General features: G+C 55.3%; 12 protein-coding genes, 1 tRNA gene and 1 pseudogene. All 14 read right to left on the bottom strand.

Features of this window, described 5'->3' with window-relative positions; genetic code table 11:
- Positions 1–181, bottom strand: a 181-nt coding sequence (locus tag EJA71_RS23700) for a GTP-binding protein (protein WP_232244373.1), incomplete at its 3' end; no start/stop codon positions are given.
- 31 nt (positions 182–212) lie between these two features.
- Positions 213–2318 carry an elongation factor G gene (gene fusA, locus EJA71_RS23695; RefSeq protein WP_016984188.1) on the bottom strand — a complete coding sequence of 702 codons (2106 nt, stop codon included), beginning with the start codon at positions 2316–2318 and terminating at the stop codon, positions 213–215.
- Between the two features lie 30 nt (positions 2319–2348).
- Complete coding sequence (gene rpsG / locus EJA71_RS23690; RefSeq protein WP_007916467.1) at positions 2349–2822, bottom strand: 30S ribosomal protein S7; 474 nt, start codon at positions 2820–2822, stop codon at positions 2349–2351.
- A gap of 107 nt (positions 2823–2929) precedes the next feature.
- The gene (gene rpsL / locus EJA71_RS23685; RefSeq protein ID WP_003186084.1) at positions 2930–3301 is read right to left on the bottom strand and encodes a 30S ribosomal protein S12; all 372 of its coding nucleotides are present in this window, start codon (positions 3299–3301) and stop codon (positions 2930–2932) included.
- Positions 3302–3517: 216 nt separating this feature from the next.
- Positions 3518–7717 carry a DNA-directed RNA polymerase subunit beta' gene (gene rpoC / locus EJA71_RS23680; RefSeq protein ID WP_034156498.1) on the bottom strand — a complete coding sequence of 1400 codons (4200 nt, stop codon included), beginning with the start codon at positions 7715–7717 and terminating at the stop codon, positions 3518–3520.
- Between the two features lie 64 nt (positions 7718–7781).
- Positions 7782–11855, bottom strand: a complete 4074-nt coding sequence (gene rpoB, locus EJA71_RS23675) for a DNA-directed RNA polymerase subunit beta (RefSeq protein WP_064392269.1) — start codon at positions 11853–11855, stop codon at positions 7782–7784.
- 221 nt (positions 11856–12076) lie between these two features.
- Positions 12077–12442 carry a 50S ribosomal protein L7/L12 gene (rplL, locus tag EJA71_RS23670; protein WP_003228750.1) on the bottom strand — a complete coding sequence of 122 codons (366 nt, stop codon included), beginning with the start codon at positions 12440–12442 and terminating at the stop codon, positions 12077–12079.
- A gap of 74 nt (positions 12443–12516) precedes the next feature.
- Positions 12517–13017 (bottom strand): 50S ribosomal protein L10, encoded by a 501-nt coding sequence (gene rplJ, locus EJA71_RS23665; RefSeq protein ID WP_008081912.1) that lies wholly within the window; start codon positions 13015–13017, stop codon positions 12517–12519.
- Between the two features lie 199 nt (positions 13018–13216).
- Positions 13217–13912 (bottom strand): 50S ribosomal protein L1, encoded by a 696-nt coding sequence (rplA, locus tag EJA71_RS23660; RefSeq protein ID WP_016772938.1) that lies wholly within the window; start codon positions 13910–13912, stop codon positions 13217–13219.
- Entirely contained in the window at positions 13912–14343 is a 432-nt protein-coding gene (gene rplK, locus EJA71_RS23655) for a 50S ribosomal protein L11 (protein WP_003228756.1), read from the bottom strand. The genes rplA and rplK overlap by 1 nt, the downstream gene beginning before the upstream one ends.
- A 117-nt stretch (positions 14344–14460) precedes the next feature.
- Positions 14461–14994, bottom strand: coding sequence for a transcription termination/antitermination protein NusG (gene nusG / locus EJA71_RS23650; RefSeq protein WP_122592623.1), 534 nt, complete (start codon positions 14992–14994; stop codon positions 14461–14463).
- A 9-nt stretch (positions 14995–15003) separates the two neighbouring features.
- Positions 15004–15372, bottom strand: a complete 369-nt coding sequence (gene secE / locus EJA71_RS23645) for a preprotein translocase subunit SecE (protein ID WP_064589465.1) — start codon at positions 15370–15372, stop codon at positions 15004–15006.
- Positions 15373–15417: 45 nt separating this feature from the next.
- A tRNA-Trp gene (locus EJA71_RS23640) sits at positions 15418–15493 on the bottom strand.
- A gap of 53 nt (positions 15494–15546) precedes the next feature.
- Positions 15547–15701: pseudogene (locus EJA71_RS23635) on the bottom strand (elongation factor Tu); the annotation flags it as partial.

Here is a 15701-nt window from a genome sequence, read left to right as displayed (position 1 = left end):
TACCGCGAGCTTTTTCTTCTGGAGCGCTGTCGATCTTGTCGAATTCAACTACGGCCGAACCGAAAACTTCGGAGCAGACGCGAGTCAGAGCAGCGGTCAGAGTGGTTTTACCGTGGTCAACGTGACCGATGGTGCCAACGTTGACGTGCGGTAGGGAACGATCAAATTTTTCTTTAGCCACGACAATTAACTCCTAGCCTAAAGGGGCTGAATCAGCCTTGTTTTTTGGTTACGGATTCGACGATGTGCGACGGAGCCGTATCGTATTTTTTGAATTCCATAGAGTAGCTTGCGCGACCCTGAGACATGGAACGAACGTCGGTCGCATAACCGAACATCTCACCCAGTGGAACTTCGGCACGGATAACCTTGCCGGACACTGTGTCTTCCATACCCTGGATCATGCCGCGACGACGGTTAAGGTCGCCCATCACATCACCCATATAGTCTTCAGGCGTAACAACCTCTACAGCCATGATCGGCTCAAGCAACTCACCACCGCCCTTCTGGGCCAGTTGCTTGGTCGCCATGGAGGCAGCCACTTTAAACGCCATCTCGTTGGAGTCGACGTCGTGGTAAGAACCATCGAACACGGTAGCCTTCAGGCCGATCAGCGGATAGCCGGCAACAACGCCGTTCTTCATCTGCTCTTCGATACCCTTCTGGATAGCCGGGATGTATTCCTTAGGAACCACACCACCTACAACTTCGTTCACGAATTGCAGACCTTCCTGACCTTCGTCAGCAGGAGCAAAACGGATCCAGCAGTGGCCGAACTGACCACGACCGCCGGACTGACGAACGAACTTGCCTTCGATTTCACAGTTCTTCGTGATGCGCTCACGATACGAAACCTGAGGCTTGCCGATGTTGGCTTCGACGTTGAACTCACGGCGCATCCGGTCAACCAGGATGTCCAGGTGCAGCTCGCCCATGCCGGAGATGATCGTTTGACCAGTCTCTTCATCAGTTTTAACGCGGAAAGACGGGTCTTCCTGAGCAAGCTTGCCCAGAGCGATACCCATTTTTTCCTGGTCATCCTTGGTCTTAGGCTCTACGGCAACCGAAATAACCGGCTCCGGGAAGTCCATACGAACCAGGATGATTGGCTTGTCAGCGTTGCAGAGGGTTTCACCAGTGGTGACGTCCTTCATGCCGATCAGGGCCGCGATGTCGCCAGCGCGTACTTCCTTGATCTCTTCGCGGGCGTTTGCGTGCATTTGCACCATACGACCCACGCGCTCTTTCTTGCCTTTAACCGAGTTGATCACGCCGTCGCCGGAGTTCAACACGCCCGAGTAAACACGGACGAAGGTCAAAGTACCCACGAATGGGTCGGTAGCGATCTTGAACGCCAGAGCCGAGAAAGGCTCCGCATCGTCTGCATGACGCTCCAGCTCGATTTCCTCGTTATCCGGGTCAGTACCCTTGATCGCAGGAATGTCGGTCGGTGCAGGCAGGAAGTCGATAACGGCGTCGAGAACCAGGGGAACACCTTTGTTCTTGAACGAAGAACCGCAAACAGCCAGAACGATTTCGCCGGCGATAGTACGCTGACGCAAAGCAGCTTTGATCTCTTCGATCGACAGCTCTTCGCCTTCCAGGTACTTGTTCATCAGCTCTTCGTTGGCTTCAGCAGCAGCTTCAACCATGTTGTTGCGCCACTCTTCAGCCAGCTCTTGGAGCTCAGCAGGAATGTCCTTGCGAACAGGGACCATACCTTTGTCGGAGTCGTTCCAGTAGACAGCTTGCATGTTGATCAGATCGATCTGACCCTGGAAGTTGTCTTCGGAACCGATGGCCAACTGGATCGGCACCGGAGTGTGACCCAGACGCTGCTTGATCTGACCGATCACGCGCAGGAAGTTGGCGCCAGCACGGTCCATCTTGTTTACGTAAACAAGACGTGGAACACCGTATTTGTTGGCTTGACGCCATACGGTTTCCGACTGAGGCTCAACACCCGAAGTACCGCAGAACACAACGACAGCGCCGTCGAGTACGCGCAGGGAACGCTCAACTTCAATAGTGAAGTCAACGTGGCCCGGGGTATCGATTACGTTGAAGCGGTGCTCGTCCTTGTACTGCTTCTCGGAACCTTTCCAGAAAGCGGTGATAGCAGCAGAAGTAATGGTAATACCACGCTCCTGCTCCTGCACCATCCAGTCTGTGGTCGCGGCGCCATCATGCACCTCGCCCATTTTGTGACTTTTGCCGGTGTAAAAAAGGACGCGCTCGGTGGTGGTGGTTTTACCAGCATCCACGTGAGCGACGATTCCGATGTTACGGTAGCGGCTAATCGGAGTAGTACGAGCCATAAAGCCCTCGCAAAATTAGTGAAGCTAAAATTAGAAGCGGTAGTGCGAGAAAGCTTTGTTGGCTTCAGCCATACGGTGCACGTCTTCACGCTTCTTAACAGCAGCACCTTTACCTTCAGCAGCATCCAGCAGTTCGCCAGCCAAACGCAGAGCCATAGACTTCTCGCCACGCTTACGTGCGAAGTCTACCAACCAGCGCATTGCCAGAGCGTTACGACGGGAAGGACGAACCTCGACCGGAACCTGGTAAGTAGCACCACCAACGCGGCGCGACTTCACTTCGACCAGCGGAGCGATGGCGTCGAGTGCTTTTTCGAAGAGTTCCAGGGGATCGGTGCCAGCCTTACGGGTCGCAACGGTTTCCAGGGCACCATAAACGATACGCTCGGCAACGGCTTTCTTGCCGCTTTCCATAACGTGGTTCATGAATTTGGCGAGGATCTGGCTTCCGTATTTCGGATCGTCCAGAATCTCACGCTTTGCTGCTACGCGACGTCTTGGCATGATAAGCCCTCAAGCGGTCTTCAGGTTAGCTCGGGACAGATCCAATGGATGCGTGCCCGACCTTACTCTTATCGACTCAATAAAATGAAAATCTGCAAAACGGCCGATTACTTCGGACGCTTGGTACCGTACTTCGAACGACCCTGGTTACGACCTTTAACGCCGGAAGTATCCAAGGAGCCGCGAACGGTGTGGTAACGAACACCTGGCAAGTCTTTTACACGACCGCCGCGGATCAGTACCACGCTGTGCTCTTGCAGGTTGTGACCTTCACCACCGATGTACGAGGAAACCTCGAAACCGTTGGTCAGGCGCACACGGCATACTTTACGCAGTGCCGAGTTAGGTTTTTTCGGCGTAGTGGTGTACACACGGGTGCACACGCCACGACGTTGCGGGCAGTTCTGCAGCGCAGGTACGTCGGATTTCTCGACGATACGCTTACGCGGCTGACGTACCAGCTGGTTGATAGTTGCCATCTACTAGCTCCACTGTTGTCTTGCGACGCTATTGTCTTGCAAGAAAAGCAAAATGGCAGGAACGAATTCCCGCCAAATTTAGGGGATCAAGAGTCTAAAGAGGATCTTGTCCCCAGTCAAGGCAAGGCCCCGACCTCCCCGCCCCTCGAACCTCGACAAAATGTCTCGATTCGATGAACGGAGCGATCAGGGCCTTACGCTCATTTATCGCAGAACTCAGTTACCGCTCGAGTTCAGCGCTTCGGTCAGTGCAGCTTCCACTTCACTGGCGCTTACGCGCAACGGTTTGTCAGCATCACGGCGACGCTTGCGCTCGCTGTGATAAGCCAGACCGGTACCGGCCGGGATCAGACGACCCACGACCACGTTTTCTTTCAGGCCACGCAGGTAATCGCGCTTGCCGGTGACTGCCGCTTCGGTCAGTACTCGAGTGGTTTCCTGGAAGGAAGCCGCCGAGATGAACGATTCGGTGGACAACGACGCCTTGGTGATACCCAGCAGAACGCGAGTGTACTTGGAGACGAACTTGTCTTCGCCGCCCAGACGCTCGTTCTCTACCAGTACGTGAGTCAGTTCCATCTGGTCGCCCTTGATGAAACTGGAATCGCCGGATTCAGCGATTTCAACTTTACGCAGCATCTGACGCAGGATGGTCTCGATGTGCTTGTCGTTGATCTTCACGCCTTGCAGACGGTAAACGTCCTGGATCTCGTTAACGATGTACTTGGCCAGCGCGCTCACACCGAGCAGACGCAGGATGTCGTGCGGATCGCTTGGGCCGTCGGAGATAACTTCGCCGCGGTTTACCTGTTCGCCTTCGAACACGTTCAGGTGACGCCACTTCGGAATCAGCTCTTCGTACGGATCGCTACCGTCGTTCGGGGTAATAACCAGACGGCGCTTGCCTTTGGTCTCTTTACCGAACGCGATGGTGCCGCTGACTTCAGCCAGAATCGACGCTTCTTTCGGACGACGAGCTTCGAACAGGTCGGCAACGCGCGGCAGACCACCGGTGATGTCACGGGTCTTCGAAGTTTCTTGCGGGATACGAGCGATAACATCACCGATCGCGATCTTCGCACCGTCAGCCACACCGACGAGGGCGTTGGCTGGCAGGAAGTACTGAGCGATAACGTCAGTGCCTGGCAGCAACAGATCCTTGCCGTTGTCGTCGACCATCTTCACTGCTGGACGAATTTCTTTGCCCGCAGCTGGACGATCTTTCGCGTCGAGTACTTCAATGTTGGTCATACCGGTCAATTCGTCAGTCTGACGCTTGATCGTGATGCCTTCTTCCATGCCCACGTAGGTCACGGTACCTTTCATTTCGGTAACGATCGGGTGAGTGTGCGGATCCCACTTGGCCACGATTGCGCCAGCGTCGACCTTGTCACCTTCTTTAACCGAAATCACAGCACCGTACGGCAGCTTGTAACGCTCGCGCTCACGACCGAAGTCATCAGCGATTGCCAGCTCACCGGAACGGGACACAGCTACCAAGTGGCCATCCACTCGCTCAACGTGCTTCAGGTTGTGCAGGCGGACGGTACCGCCATTCTTCACCTGAACGCTGTCGGCTGCGGAAGTACGGCTTGCCGCACCACCGATGTGGAACGTACGCATCGTCAGCTGGGTACCCGGCTCACCGATGGACTGGGCAGCGATAACGCCGACCGCTTCACCGATGTTCACCTGGTGACCACGAGCCAGATCACGGCCGTAGCACTTGGCACAAATGCCGTAGCGGGTTTCGCAGCTGATCGGCGAACGCACGATCACTTCGTCGATGCTGTTCAGCTCGATGAATTCAACCCACTTCTCGTCTACCAGAGTACCGGCCGGAACGATAACGTCCTCGGTGCCTGGCTTGAATACGTCACGGGCAATAACACGACCCAATACGCGCTCACCCAACGGCTCTACAACGTCACCGCCTTCAATGTGCGGAGTCATCAGCAGACCGTGTTCGGTGCCGCAATCGATCTCGGTTACAACCAGATCCTGCGCCACGTCTACCAGACGACGAGTCAGGTAACCCGAGTTCGCAGTTTTCAACGCGGTATCCGCCAGACCTTTACGAGCACCGTGAGTGGAAATGAAGTACTGAAGTACGCTCAAACCTTCTCGGAAGTTCGCAGTAATCGGCGTTTCAATGATGGAACCGTCCGGCTTGGCCATCAGACCACGCATACCGGCCAGCTGACGAATCTGTGCTGCGGAACCCCGCGCACCCGAGTCGGCCATCATGTACATCGAGTTGAAAGACTCTTGGTCGACTTCAACGCCGTGACGGTCGATAACCTTCTCTTTCGAGAGGTTGGCCATCATTGCCTTGGAAACTTCGTCGTTCGCTTTCGACCAAAGGTCGATCACTTTGTTGTACTTCTCGCCCTGGGTTACCAGGCCCGAGGCGTACTGGCTCTCGATCTCTTTCACTTCATCGGTAGCAGCACCGATGATGCGGGCTTTCTCGTCCGGGATAACGAAGTCGTTAACACCGATGGAAACGCCGGAGATGGTCGAGTAAGCGAAACCGGTGTACATCAACTGGTCAGCGAAGATCACGGTCTCTTTCAGACCAACCACGCGATAGCATTGGTTGATCAGTTTGGAGATCGCCTTTTTCTTCATCGGCAGGTTGACGACGTCGTACGACAGACCTTTTGGCACAACCTGGAACAGCAGCGCACGGCCGACAGTGGTGTCGACGATACGGGTGCCGCTTACGCTGTTGCCGTCACGGTCGTTGACGGTTTCGTTGATACGTACTTTAACCTTGGCGTGCAGTGCGGCTTCGCCGGCACGGAATACACGGTCGACTTCCTGCAGATCTGCGAATACACGACCTTCGCCTTTGGCGTTGATCGCTTCACGAGTCATGTAGTACAGACCCAATACAACGTCCTGCGACGGAACGATGATTGGCTCACCGTTGGCTGGCGACAGAATGTTGTTGGTCGACATCATCAACGCACGCGCTTCCAACTGGGCTTCCAGTGTCAGCGGTACGTGCACGGCCATTTGGTCGCCGTCGAAGTCGGCGTTGTACGCGGCGCAGACCAGAGGGTGCAGCTGGATAGCCTTACCTTCGATCAGTACCGGTTCAAACGCCTGGATACCCAGACGGTGAAGGGTCGGTGCACGGTTGAGAAGAACCGGGTGTTCGCGAATCACTTCAGCGAGAACGTCCCAGACCTCTGGCAGTTCGCGCTCGACCATTTTCTTGGCCGCTTTGATGGTGGTCGCGAGACCACGCATTTCCAGCTTGCCGAAAATGAACGGTTTGAACAGCTCGAGAGCCATCTTCTTCGGCAGACCGCACTGATGCAGACGCAGGGTCGGGCCTACGGTAATTACCGAACGACCGGAGTAGTCAACACGCTTACCGAGCAAGTTCTGACGGAAACGACCTTGCTTACCCTTGATCATGTCGGCCAGGGATTTCAGAGGACGCTTGTTCGAACCGGTGATAGCGCGGCCACGACGACCGTTGTCGAGCAGAGCATCGACAGCTTCCTGCAACATACGCTTTTCGTTGCGCACGATGATGTCCGGAGCGGACAAATCCAGCAGGCGCTTCAAACGGTTGTTACGGTTGATCACTCGACGATACAGATCGTTGAGGTCGGAAGTCGCGAAGCGACCGCCATCCAGCGGGACCAGTGGACGCAGATCTGGCGGCAGAACCGGCAGAACGGTCAGCACCATCCACTCTGGCAGGTTGCCGGAACCCTGGAAGGCTTCCATCAACTTCAGACGCTTGGACAGCTTCTTGATCTTGGTTTCGGAGTTGGTTTGCGGAATTTCTTCACGCAGACGGCCAATCTCGTGTTCCAGGTCGATAGCGTGCAGCAGTTCACGGACAGCTTCAGCACCCATGCGGGCGTCGAAGTCATCACCGAACTCTTCCAGCGCTTCGAAGTACTGCTCGTCGTTCAGCAGCTGACCTTTTTCAAGGGTGGTCATGCCTGGATCGATAACGACATAGCTCTCGAAGTAGAGAACGCGTTCGATATCACGCAGGGTCATGTCCATCAGCAAGCCGATACGGGACGGCAGCGATTTGAGGAACCAGATATGGGCAACCGGCGAAGCCAGTTCGATGTGCGCCATGCGCTCACGACGAACCTTGGCCAGTGCAACTTCAACGCCGCACTTCTCGCAAATCACACCACGGTGCTTCAAGCGCTTGTACTTACCGCACAGGCACTCGTAATCCTTTACCGGGCCAAAGATCTTGGCGCAGAACAGGCCGTCACGCTCAGGTTTGAACGTACGGTAGTTGATGGTTTCCGGCTTTTTAACTTCACCGAACGACCACGAGCGGATCATCTCAGGCGAGGCCAATCCGATACGGATGGCGTCGAACTCTTCGACTTGACCCTGGTTTTTCAGCAAATTCAGTAGGTCTTTCAAGGCCTTTCCTCCTGGCGGAGCAGAGAGCGGGCAATCCTGCCCCGCTCTCGATTCGCGTCACGTGTTATTCGGTTTCCAGATCGATATCGATGCCGAGGGAACGAATTTCCTTGATCAACACGTTGAAGGACTCGGGCATGCCCGGCTCCATACGGTGATCGCCATCCACGATGTTTTTGTACATCTTGGTACGGCCGTTCACATCGTCCGACTTCACTGTGAGCATTTCTTGCAGAGTGTAAGCAGCACCGTATGCTTCCAGTGCCCAGACCTCCATCTCCCCGAAACGCTGACCACCGAACTGCGCCTTACCACCCAGCGGCTGCTGGGTAACCAGGCTGTACGAACCGGTAGAACGCGCGTGCATCTTGTCGTCTACCAAGTGGTTCAGCTTCAGCATGTACATGTAGCCAACGGTAACTGGACGCTCGAACTTGTTGCCGGTACGGCCGTCAGTCAGCTGCATCTGGCCGCTTTCCGGCAGGTCTGCCAGTTTCAGCATGGCCTTGATTTCGCTTTCCTTGGCGCCGTCGAATACTGGAGTGGCCATTGGAACACCGCCACGCAGGTTCTTCGCCAGATCCAGGATTTCCTGATCGGAGAAGCTGTCCAGATCTTCGTTACGACCGCCGATCTGGTTGTAGATCTCGTCCAGGAAGGTGCGCAGTTCAGCGACTTTACGCTGCTCTTCGACCATCCGGTTGATCTTCTCGCCCAGACCTTTGGCCGCGAGGCCCAGGTGGGTTTCAAGGATCTGACCAACGTTCATACGCGAAGGTACGCCCAGTGGGTTGAGGACGACGTCGACCGGGGTGCCATTGGCATCGTGCGGCATGTCTTCAACCGGCATGATCACGGAGACCACACCTTTGTTACCGTGACGACCGGCCATCTTGTCGCCCGGCTGGATGCGACGACGGATTGCCAGGTAAACCTTGACGATTTTCAGCACGCCTGGAGCCAGGTCATCGCCTTGCTGCAGTTTGCGCTTCTTGTCTTCGAACTTGTCGTCCAGCAGACGGCGGCGATCAACGATGTAGGCCTGAGCCTTCTCGAGCTGCTCGTTCAGAGCATCTTCAGCCATGCGCAGTTTGAACCACTGACCATGCTCAAGACCATCGAGTACTTCGTCGGTGATGTCCTGACCTTTCTTCAGACCTGCGCCGCCTTCAGCCTTGTGGCCTACCAGAGCGGAGCGCAGACGTTCGAAAGTAGCGCCTTCAACGATACGGAACTCTTCGTTCAGATCCTTGCGGATCTCGTCCAGCTGGGACTTCTCGATCGACAGTGCACGAGCATCACGCTCAACGCCGTCGCGGGTGAAGACCTGAACGTCGATGACAGTACCTTTGGTACCAGTAGGTACGCGCAGGGAGGTGTCTTTAACGTCGCTGGCTTTTTCACCGAAGATTGCACGCAGCAGCTTTTCTTCCGGAGTCAGTTGGGTCTCGCCTTTCGGAGTGACCTTACCTACCAGGATATCGCCTGCGCCAACTTCAGCACCTACATAAACGATACCGGCTTCGTCCAGCTTGTTCAGTGCAGCTTCACCCACGTTCGGGATGTCCGCAGTGATTTCCTCTGGGCCAAGCTTGGTGTCACGGGCCACACAGGTCAGTTCCTGAATGTGGATCGTGGTGAAGCGGTCTTCCTGAACTACACGCTCGGACAGGCAGATGGAGTCTTCGAAGTTGAAGCCATTCCATGCCATGAACGCGATGCGCATGTTCTGACCCAGTGCCAGCTCACCCATGTCGGTGGACGGGCCGTCGGCCATGATGTCGCTACGCTGAACGCGATCACCCTTGCTCACCAGCGGACGCTGGTTGATGCAGGTGTTCTGGTTCGAGCGGGTGTATTTGGTCAGGTTGTAGATGTCGACACCAGCTTCGCCGGTTTCAACTTCGTCATCAGCAACACGAACCACGATACGGCTGGCGTCGACGGAGTCGATCACGCCGCCACGACGAGCCACGACGCAAACGCCGGAGTCACGAGCTACGTTACGCTCCATGCCGGTACCTACCAGCGGCTTGTCAGCACGCAGGGTTGGTACAGCTTGACGCTGCATGTTCGAACCCATCAACGCACGGTTGGCGTCGTCGTGCTCGAGGAACGGAATCAGCGACGCTGCAACCGAAACTACCTGCTTCGGCGAGACGTCCATCAAGGTGACTTCTTCAGGCGCCTTAACGGTGAATTCGTTCAGGTGACGTACGGCTACCAGTTCGTCGATCAGGACTTTCTGGTCGTTCATGGTCGCCGAAGCCTGCGCGATCACGTGATCGGCTTCTTCAATAGCGGACAGGAACACGATCTCGTCGGTGACCACGCCTTCTTTCACCACGCGGTACGGGCTTTCCAGGAAGCCGTACTGGTTGGTGCGAGCGTAAGCAGCCAGGGAGTTGATCAGACCGATGTTCGGACCTTCCGGCGTTTCAATCGGGCATACACGACCGTAGTGAGTCGGGTGTACGTCACGGACTTCAAAGCCTGCGCGCTCACGAGTCAGACCGCCAGGGCCGAGTGCAGAGACACGACGCTTGTGGGTGATCTCGGACAGCGGGTTGTTCTGGTCCATGAACTGCGAGAGCTGGCTGGAACCGAAGAACTCTTTCACCGCCGCAGCCACTGGCTTGGCGTTGATCAGGTCTTGCGGCATCAGGCCTTCGCTTTCAGCCATCGACAGACGCTCTTTGACCGCACGCTCAACACGTACCAAACCAACGCGGAACTGGTTCTCGGCCATTTCGCCTACGCAGCGAACACGACGGTTACCCAGGTGGTCGATGTCATCGACGATGCCTTTGCCGTTACGGATGTCGACCAGAGTCTTCAATACCGCAACGATGTCTTCCTTGCACAGCACGCCCGAACCTTCGATCTCGGTACGACCGATACGACGGTTGAACTTCATCCGGCCGACCGCAGACAGGTCATAACGCTCAGGACTGAAGAACAGGTTGTTGAACAGGGTTTCGGCAGCGTCTTTGGTTGGCGGCTCGCCTGGACGCATCATGCGATAGATCTCTACCAGCGCTTCCAATTGGTTGCTGGTGGAGTCGATCTTCAGCGTGTCGGAGACGAACGGACCGCAGTCGATATCGTTGGTATACAGAGTTTCGATGCGAACAACGCCGGACTTGGCAATTTTTGCCAGGACTTCAGTGTTCAGCTCGGTGTTGCACTCTGCCAGGATTTCGCCGGTAGCCGGATGCACGATGACCTTGGCGGTAGTACGGCCCAGGACGTAGTCCAGAGGTACTTCCAGGGTCTTGATGCCGGCTTTTTCGATCTGGTTGATGTGGCGCGCGGTAATACGGCGGCCCGCTTCAACAATGACCTTGCCCTTCTCGTCCTGAATGTCCAGGACCGCAATTTCACCACGCAGACGCGAAGCAATCAGTTCCAGGCTGAGGGTTTCGCCGCTCAGGTGGAAAACGTTGGTGGTATAGAAAGCGTCCAGCACTTCTTCAGTGGTATAGCCGAGCGCGCGCAGCAGTACCGATGCCGGCAGCTTGCGACGACGGTCGATACGCACGAACACGCAGTCTTTCGGGTCGAACTCGAAGTCCAACCACGAACCGCGGTAAGGAATGATGCGCGCGGAGTACAGCAGTTTGCCGGAGCTATGCGTCTTGCCGCGGTCGTGGTCGAAGAACACGCCCGGGGAACGGTGCAGCTGGGAAACGATTACACGCTCGGTACCGTTGATTACGAAGGTACCGTTCTCAGTCATCAGGGGGATTTCACCCATGTAGACTTCTTGCTCTTTGATGTCCTTGATCGCTTTGTTCGACGATTCTTTGTCGAAAATGATCAGGCGCACTTTTACCCGCAAAGGTACGGCGAAAGTTACACCGCGCAATACGCATTCTTTGACATCAAATGCCGGTTCGCCCAGGCGATAACCGACGTACTCCAGCGCAGCATTGCCGGAGTAGCTGATGATCGGGAAAACGGATTTGAAGGCCGCATGCAGGCCCACGTCGCGGAACTGATCTTTAGTCGCTCCCGCTTGCAAGAATTCACGATACGAATCCAGCTGGATGGCCAGGAGGTACGGCACATCCATGACGTCCGGCAACTTGCTAAAGTCCTTGCGGATACGTTTTTTCTCAGTATATGAGTAAGCCATCAGCGTTCCCCAGCTTGGTCACCTGCTTGTTTGGCCCCTCCCGACGGGAGCAGCCAGAAAATCGTGCAAACCCCATGGTTTGCGCCACCGCATCGGGTGGTTACAGCTCCCTTATCGGCACCGACCCAGTCGGCTTCCAATAACGGAAAAAGGCCGGTGGCAAGAGCCACCAGCCATCAGCCTGTCGCTTGACGCTCGGGCTGGAGGAGCAAAGTCGATGCTTACTTCAGCTCGACTTTAGCGCCTGCTTCTTCCAGCTTCTTCTTGGCGTCTTCAGCCGCTTCTTTCGAAACGCCTTCAGCTACAACCTGAGGAGCGCCGTCTACTTTCTCTTTGGCTTCTTTCAGGCCCAGACCAGTCAGTTCACGAACTGCCTTGATCACGTTAACCTTCTTCTCGCCAGCTTCCAGCAGAACAACGTTGAACTCGGTTTGCTCTTCAACAACAGCGGCAGCAGCAGCTGGACCAGCCGAAGCAGCAGCAGCGGTAACGCCGAAAGTTTCTTCCATCGCTTTGATCAGCTCAACGATTTCCACTACGGATTTCTGGCCGATTGCTTCGATGATTTGTTCGTTAGTCAGAGACATGACTCAATTCCTGAATTGGGGGACGGCCTACGCGACCATCGAAATAAACAAAAAACGCGAGAAGTTGACGAGCCTTAGGCTGCGGCAGCTTCTTTCTGGTCGCGAATTGCCGCCAGAGTACGAGCCAATTTGCTGGTAGCGCCTTGAATCACGCTCATCAGCTGAGAAATTGCTTCGTCACGGGTCGGCAGAGTTGCCAGTACGTCGATCTGATTAGCTGCGAGGAACTTGCCCTCGAACGCAGCTGCCTTGATCTCGAACTTGTCCTGACCCTTGGCAAACTCTTTGAAAATACGAGCAGCAGCGCCCGGATGTTCGTTCGAGAATGCGATCAGGGTCGGGCCGGTGAACACGTCGTTGAGGACACTGTATTGAGTGTCAGCAACAGCGCGCTTGAGCAGGGTGTTACGTACAACACGTACGTAAACGCCAGCTTCACGAGCCTCTTTACGGAGTCCGGTCATTGCGCCTACTGTTACGCCACGGGCATCAACCACGACAGCGGACAGAGCGACTTTGGCAGCCTCGTTGACTTCAGCGACGATGGCCTTCTTGTCTTCGAGATTAATTGCCACGGGTTTAACTCCTGCTTGTTACCGTTTCATTCGATCGGAACCGAATGTCGTTTTGGTGTCTGATTCGGTAAGGAACCGGGAGCACCATCTGCGTAGGCTTATGGTTTAAGGCTTGCGCCGCCTACGGTCTTGGATAGCCCCCGCCAGGCAGGGACCCCAATTTTTTCAATTGGCGCGGATAACAGCGCCAACTTTTGTCTTACGCGTCCAGCGAGCTCTGATCGATAACCAGACCTGGGCCCATAGTGGTGCTCAGGGTAACGCGCTTGACGTAAATACCTTTCGAGGAAGCCGGCTTGATACGCTTCAGATCAGCGATCAGGGCTTCAACGTTTTCCTTCAGCTTGACGGCGTCGAAGCCCATCTTGCCAACGGAAGTGTGAATGATGCCGTTTTTGTCGGTGCGATAACGAACCTGACCAGCCTTGGCGTTTTTAACCGCGTTAGCTACGTCCGGAGTTACAGTACCGACTTTAGGGTTAGGCATCAGACCACGTGGACCGAGGATCTGACCCAACTGACCCACAACGCGCATGGCATCCGGGGATGCGATAACTACGTCATAGTTCAGATCGCCGCCTTTCATTTCGGCAGCCAGATCGTCCATACCTACGCGGTCAGCGCCGGCAGCCAGAGCAGCTTCAGCAGCTGGACCTTGGGTGAACACAGCAACGCGAACAGTCTTGCCAGTGCCGTGTGGCAGCACAGTAGCGCTACGAACAACCTGGTCGGATTTACGCGGGTCTACACCCAGGTTTACAGCAACGTCGAACGACTCGCTGAACTTGACAGTCGACAGCTCAGCCAGCAGAGCAGCGGCGTCTACAATGTTGTAGGCCTTGCCTGCTTCGATTTTGCCGGCGATAGCCTTTTGACGCTTGGTCAGCTTAGCCATTACACACCCTCCACGTTAAGGCCCATGCTACGAGCAGAACCGGCGATAGTACGCACGGCTGCATCCATATCAGCTGCAGTCAGATCCGCGTTTTTGGTTTTCGCGATTTCTTCCAGCTGAGCACGGGTAACGGTGCCAACCTTAACGGTGTTCGGACGAGCGGAACCGCTGGTCAGACCGGCCGCCTTCTTCAGCAGAACCGAAGCAGGGGTGGATTTGGTTTCAAAAGTGAAGCTACGGTCGCTGTAGACAGTGATGATCACTGGAGTCGGCAGGCCAGCTTCAAGACCCTGGGTACGGGCGTTGAAAGCCTTGCAGAATTCCATGATGTTCACGCCATGCTGACCCAGAGCAGGACCAACAGGTGGGCTTGGGTTAGCCTGAGCGGCCTTCACTTGCAGCTTGATGTAAGCGGTAATCTTCTTGGCCATGAGGCACTCCAATTACGGGTTCGAACGCCACGAAAGGCTCCCCGGTTACTTGCGCGTTTATCCCAGTGACGACAAAACCCCACAGCCTATGGCTGCGGGGTTGGGATGCGTGCTCAGCTAGACCTTTTCGACCTGACTGAACTCCAACTCTACCGGAGTAGAGCGACCGAAAATTGTCACCGCCACCTGGACGCGACTCTTTTCGTAATTAACTTCTTCGACAGTGCCATTGAAGTCAGCGAACGGACCATCAGTAACACGAACCATCTCACCCGGCTCAAACAGAGTCTTGGGCTTAGGCTTATCGCTACCATCAGCCACCCGACGCAGGATGGCTTCTGCCTCTTTATCAGTAATCGGCGCAGGCTTATCGGCGGTACCGCCAATAAAACCCATCACCCGAGGAGTATCTTTGACCAAGTGCCAAGTACCCTCGTTCATATCCATCTGAACCAGCACATAGCCTGGAAAGAACTTACGCTCACTTTTGCGCTTCTGGCCGTTACGCATCTCAACCACTTCTTCAGTGGGAACCAGAATTTCGCCGAAGCCATCTTCCATGCCAGCCAGCTTTACGCGCTCGACCAGCGAGCGCATCACATGCTTCTCGTAACCCGAGTAAGCATGCACAACATACCAACGCTTAGCCACGGGACACCCTTAGCCGACAATCAAGGAAACAAGCCAGCCGAGCAGGGAATCAAGCCCCCACAACAGCAACGCCATAACCAGAACAACAGCCACCACAATCAGGGTGGTCTGCGTGGTTTCTTGGCGAGTTGGCCACACGACTTTACGAATCTCGGTACGAGCTTCCTTAACCAGTACAAAGAAAGACTTGCCCTTCGCAGTCTGCAGGCCTACAAAGGCAGCTACAGCAGCAATGACAAGCAAAGCGAGTACACGGTACAGGATCGGCGAAGCAGCGTAATACTGATTACCAACAACGCCAACAACCACCAAAGCGACAACTACAAGCCACTTGAGCAGATCGAAGCGAGAGCCTTGAGCTTCAGCCTTAGGAGTCATCTATGAAGATCCTGTGAAAAGAAAGCCAGACACACCAAGTGAATCTGGCAGGTCAGGAGGGAATCGAACCCCCAACCTACGGTTTTGGAGACCGTCGCTCTGCCAATTGAGCTACTGACCTAAAACAAAATCAGGCCGACCATTATGCCGGCCCGAAAAATACATTACAACTACTTACTCGATGATTTTGGCTACGACGCCGGCGCCGACGGTACGACCGCCTTCACGGATAGCGAAACGCAGACCGTCTTCCATCGCGATGGTTTTGATCAGGGTAACAGTCATCTGAATGTTGTCACCTGGCATTACCATTTCAACGCCTTCTGGCA

This window comes from Pseudomonas sp. PB106, from assembly GCF_009764645.1.
GTDB lineage: Bacteria > Pseudomonadota > Gammaproteobacteria > Pseudomonadales > Pseudomonadaceae > Aquipseudomonas.
The sequence above is the reverse complement of the archived record's forward strand: the minus strand, read 5'-3'. Positions and strand labels throughout refer to the sequence as shown.

Coding starts and splice junctions, on each gene's coding strand:
- rpsG (WP_007916467.1), bottom strand. CDS start 2,822: ATGCCAAGACGTCGCGTAGCAGCAAAGCGTGAGATTCTGGACGATCCG.
- rpsL (WP_003186084.1), bottom strand. CDS start 3,301: ATGGCAACTATCAACCAGCTGGTACGTCAGCCGCGTAAGCGTATCGTC.
- fusA (WP_016984188.1), bottom strand. CDS start 2,318: ATGGCTCGTACTACTCCGATTAGCCGCTACCGTAACATCGGAATCGTC.
- secE (WP_064589465.1), bottom strand. CDS start 15,372: ATGACTCCTAAGGCTGAAGCTCAAGGCTCTCGCTTCGATCTGCTCAAG.
- rplL (WP_003228750.1), bottom strand. CDS start 12,442: ATGTCTCTGACTAACGAACAAATCATCGAAGCAATCGGCCAGAAATCC.
- rplK (WP_003228756.1), bottom strand. CDS start 14,343: ATGGCCAAGAAGATTACCGCTTACATCAAGCTGCAAGTGAAGGCCGCT.
- rplA (WP_016772938.1), bottom strand. CDS start 13,912: ATGGCTAAGCTGACCAAGCGTCAAAAGGCTATCGCCGGCAAAATCGAA.
- rpoB (WP_064392269.1), bottom strand. CDS start 11,855: ATGGCTTACTCATATACTGAGAAAAAACGTATCCGCAAGGACTTTAGC.